The sequence below is a fragment of the Frankia sp. CoBUL1 genome (genome assembly GCF_978021245.1).
In genome coordinates this window covers 1-4028 of record NZ_CDXDOS010000281.1, presented here as the reverse complement: position 1 = coordinate 4028, position 4028 = coordinate 1, and the positions used below count along the sequence as shown (strand labels likewise).

Annotated in this window: 4 protein-coding genes; 1 reads left to right on the top strand and 3 read right to left on the bottom strand. The window is 70.0% G+C overall.

Annotated elements, in window-relative coordinates; all coding sequences use genetic code 11:
* Nucleotides 1-346, bottom strand: a 346-nt coding sequence (gene mscL, locus AC08OX_RS15545; RefSeq protein ID WP_476608471.1) for a large conductance mechanosensitive channel protein MscL, incomplete at its 3' end; no start/stop codon positions are given.
* Between the two features lie 1045 nt (nt 347-1391).
* On the opposite strand from mscL, the gene AC08OX_RS15540 reads away from it, so the two are divergent.
* Nucleotides 1392-2075: a hypothetical protein gene (locus AC08OX_RS15540; RefSeq protein WP_476608470.1), complete on the top strand. Its 684-nt coding sequence runs from the start codon at nt 1392-1394 to the stop codon at nt 2073-2075.
* A 28-nt stretch (nt 2076-2103) separates the two neighbouring features.
* On the opposite strand, the gene AC08OX_RS15535 is transcribed toward AC08OX_RS15540, so the two are convergent.
* Together AC08OX_RS15535 and AC08OX_RS15530 are read right to left on the bottom strand one after the other, a co-directional pair.
* Nucleotides 2104-3261, bottom strand: coding sequence for a CE1 family esterase (locus AC08OX_RS15535; RefSeq protein WP_476608469.1), 1158 nt, complete (start codon nt 3259-3261; stop codon nt 2104-2106).
* A gap of 27 nt (nt 3262-3288) precedes the next feature.
* On the bottom strand, nt 3289-3624 hold the full coding sequence (locus AC08OX_RS15530; protein WP_023840611.1) for a hypothetical protein: 336 nt from the start codon (nt 3622-3624) through the stop codon (nt 3289-3291).
* Between the last annotated feature and the right edge of the window lie 404 nt (nt 3625-4028).

Genomic DNA, 4028 nt, shown 5'->3' with positions numbered 1-4028 from the left:
CGTCACCGATCACAACGTAGCGTGATCTCTGCGCGGCCCTGACCTGCCCCCGCGTCCGCCGCTCGTTGATGGTGTTCAGGGGGAGCACTACCACGAAGTAGATCACTGTAGCGACTGAGAGGAATGCGATGACGCTGTTGATGAACTCGCCGTACCGAAACACGCTGCCGTTGATGGTGAAGGTGAGGGCCGAGAAGTCGGGTTTGCCGAAGATCGCGGCGATCAGCGGGGTGAAGATGGTCTTCACCAGCGACGTCACCACTGCGGTGAAGGCGGTACCGACCATGACCGCGACCGCCAGGTCGACGACGTTCCCTTGCATCAGGAACTGCCTGAAGCCCTTCATGTGGCGTCCCCCCTGAAATATGTGCCTGATGACATGGGAGGATATCGACGCAGATCAGTGGGTGACCGGCGAGGTACCTGGCCGATCCCTCTACGCCTTCGGGGGGCTACTGCCAACTAAGCTCGCGCAACGTCGACGCAACGCCGTGGTACACCGGTGGGACGGGTGGACGCAAGCGGAGCTCGGGATCGGAGGTCGTCTGGTGACGGACGGTGTGCGACGGACCGAGTGGGACGACGACGACCGGCAGTCTCCCTACTATCAGGGGAGCGGTAGGGGTCCCTCGATGGAGCCGTACCAACAAGCGGGGCCGGATCCGCGTCCGCGGCCTAGCGGCTACGGCCCTCCGACCGGGCCATATGACGCCGCTGGACCGGTGACCGGGTCCTACCACCCGGTACCGGCGAGCCATGGCGATCCCCGCCATGGCAGTCCACGTCAGGGCGGTTCGATACAGCCCGAGGATATCGATTCCCCGTCCACCGGCACCTCGATGCGCCGGGCGCTCGTCCCGCCCGCTCGGACCGCTCGGACCGAGGGCCTGCGGTCCCGAGTCGTTCCTGGTTCCACTCCCGCACCCGCACCCGGTTCCACTCCCGGGCGTCGACCACCCGGATGGGCTACCGATGGAAGGTCGGCTCCACGAGGTGGACCGGATCGGCCGAATGAGGTCGGTCTGCCGCGGGCCAGAACGGCGATGCCGACACGTCGGGCCGACGGTGCCTCCACAGGCGGTCCGCCGACCGGCGGCGCCGGGATGAGAGACGGTGGAACAGGCCCGCGGATGCCCTACGGCAGGGATGCCGGCGACGACCTCGGACTCGACCGACGCCATGCCGACCGAACCGATCCTGATCGGCCTGATCGGCCCGAGGCTTACCCGCCGGGCGTGGGGCGGAGCCGGCCGAGTCCGGCGCGGTTCGGAGCCGATCAGCGGGTCGCGGCGCGTCGCTCGGGGAGCCTGGCCTCCGCCGCGGGCACAGCCGATTTCCCCGACGATGACGACGCTCGCGATTCCCGACAGGGAGATCGTGATTCCGACACCATGCCTTTCCTGCATCGGGTCGGGGTGGCCCTGGTGGTGCTGGCCGTGGCACTCGGGGTGGGCGTCGGGGCCGGTGCCGTCTGGGAAAAGGTCCGGCCCAGCGGCCGGACCGCCAATGCGGCCCCGGCGCCGACGGCAGCATCGTCCGGCGGCCCCGCAGCGGCCGCGCCCAGCCCAAGCACAGGGGCGGCTGGCGGTCAGGCGGCTGGCGGTCAGGCGGCCGCGGGCCAGATCGCGGTGCCGGCGGACTGGACCTCGTTCACCGACACCGTGCAGAAGGCCACCTTCTCCCACCCGCCGGTGTGGAAGCAGCGGCGCGACAACACCGGCATCTTCTATGGCGAGCCCGGCACCGTCTCGGAGTACGGACCGCAGATGATCGGGGTGGCCCGGGTCGCGGTGCGCGATCCGGTGGCAGCGCTCACGCAGGTCCAGTCCGCCGAGTTCAACACGGTCCCCGGTCTGACCAGGGACCATTCCGGTCCGGCGACGGACACCAGCGATCAGCCCACCCAGGAACTTGCCGGCTCGTACGACCGGGAGGGGCAGCGGGTCTCCTACCTCATGCGCACGGTGTCGGTGGCCGGTGCCGTGTACGTGCTCATCGCGCGAGTGTCGACCAACGTCCTGGCGTCGCTCAACACGCTGATGGGCGCACTGCGGTCGTCGTTCGCGCCGGCCTGATCCGTCCCCGCCGGTTGGCCGTCATGGGTCACATCCGTGGGCCGGGCCGCGCGGAACGGGCCGGAGCCAGCAGATTCCAGATCATCCTGCCCGTGGCGAAGGCGGCCGGTCCGGAGACGGCAGGCCAGCCGTGGGCCAAGGCGGGCAGCAGGAACTGCACGACCCGGGCCGAGGAGGCACAGGGGGTCTCCTTGCGCAGGGCGACGGCCGGTGACGTCACTGCGGTCGAATTCGCGGGCACACCCGGGACGGCGCTCGGCATCGGGACCCGCGGGGCGGCGTTCACCGGCGCGCTTGCCGGGTGCACCGGGGGCACGGCGACGGGCGTGGCCACGTCCGCATCCGTTCCAACGCTCAGCGCGGACGGTGATGCCACCGGAGCGTGCCATGGCACGCCGGTCGAATCCGTGAGGACAGTGTCCGTAGGCCGGCTCGGGACGGGGCAGCGATCCACCGACCGGAACGGGATCATGCTCTCCTCGACCGACGTGATCGCGGTCCGTAGCACCGGCGACCAGGGGGTCCCCTGGTAGGGTATATGGCCGTCCGCCCCGCCGTGGACGTCCACGACGGTCAGCGGGGCGCCCGGATGGCAGTCCGACACCTGACGGCTGGCCGCCACGACGGCGATGCCCGCGAGTTCGTCTCCGTGTTCGCAGGCGTACCGGTAGGCCAGCATGCCACCGTTGGACAGACCGATCAGGCTGACCCTGTTCCGGTCGATCGGGTAGTGCTCGCTGAGATGCGCGATCAACGCGCGTAGCCAGCCGACGTCATCGGTATGGTTGGTCACGGCGGGGTCGCAGCAGGTTCCAGCGTTCCATGCCCTGTTGAGGCCGTCCGGGTACACGACGGCGAGGCCGGCGGTACGGGCGAGGCCGTCCAGGTCCCAGTGCTGCTCGGGATCCGTGCCGTCGTAGTAGAGGCTGTGCAGTGCCACGAGCAGGGGATAGGGCTTCGGGGCGTCGGACGGGGGCAGGGTCACCCGGATGGGGGCGCCCCGTCCGGAGCGTTCGAATGCATCGGGACCCGTGGTCGGCGCCGGGGTGGCGGCCAGGACCACATGACCACGTCGGGGACCCTCCAGCACGCCGCAGCCGGACGTCGTCAGCAGAAGGGAAACCAGGAGGGCGAGGAGCCAGGCCGCGGCGACGCGGCGGCGACGGACGGCTGGCACGAGGGCCATTCTGGCGCGTGTCCAGCGCCCCGGGCGTCACCGGTGTCGGTGATTGCTCTTCGTGTTCGATCTACTACGAGCGAGATCGCCTTCGGGGGCGCGGACCACATTGAGTCTGGGACGATCCGCGTCGGAAGGTACCCAGCGGCCCGATGACCGTGCCTCCGTGTTCTCCGCGGCCGTGCGGTAACGGTCGAACGCCTCCTGAGCACGGCTTTCCAGATCGTCCACGAGAGCGAGTGACTCGCGTACCCGCCGCTCTCCGGCGGGACCGGCGGCGAGCAGGTCCGACAGACAGTTGTCCACGGCACGCCGCGCCGCCAGCCAGCCGAGGAGCAGTCGGGAGCGCTCCATATCCGAGAGCTCGTCCACCGAGATGTCCCTCCGCTCGCCACTCGTGACGTTGATGAGGTGCCCGCCGTGAGGATCGGCCACATGCGGACCGATCCGGCGGGGTCCCCTGGCTGGGTCAGGTGTCCGGGTCAGGGCGATATGCGTGGTCGAGGTCAGTGACCGACTTTTACCGTCCGTCCTCTTCCAGAGTGCCCCACCTGGGGCCCGAACGCGCCGCAGTTCGCCGAACGCACACCCACCAGTCGACGCGACCGGGACGTGGGGGACGGACCACACGTTACGTGGGTCCCCCCGGAAGCGGTCGGCCGGCGGTCGGCGGGGGCTCGTCCACCGCGGACGGTGGAGGCCGTTCGGAGGAGCCGGTTTTGGACAGTGGTCCCTCACCCGGTGGCGGGATTGGGGGTCGGGGCGAGGCGACGGCC

Coding starts and splice junctions, on each gene's coding strand:
- AC08OX_RS15535 (WP_476608469.1), bottom strand. CDS start 3,261: ATGGCCCTCGTGCCAGCCGTCCGTCGCCGCCGCGTCGCCGCGGCCTGG.
- AC08OX_RS15540 (WP_476608470.1), top strand. CDS start 1,392: ATGCCTTTCCTGCATCGGGTCGGGGTGGCCCTGGTGGTGCTGGCCGTG.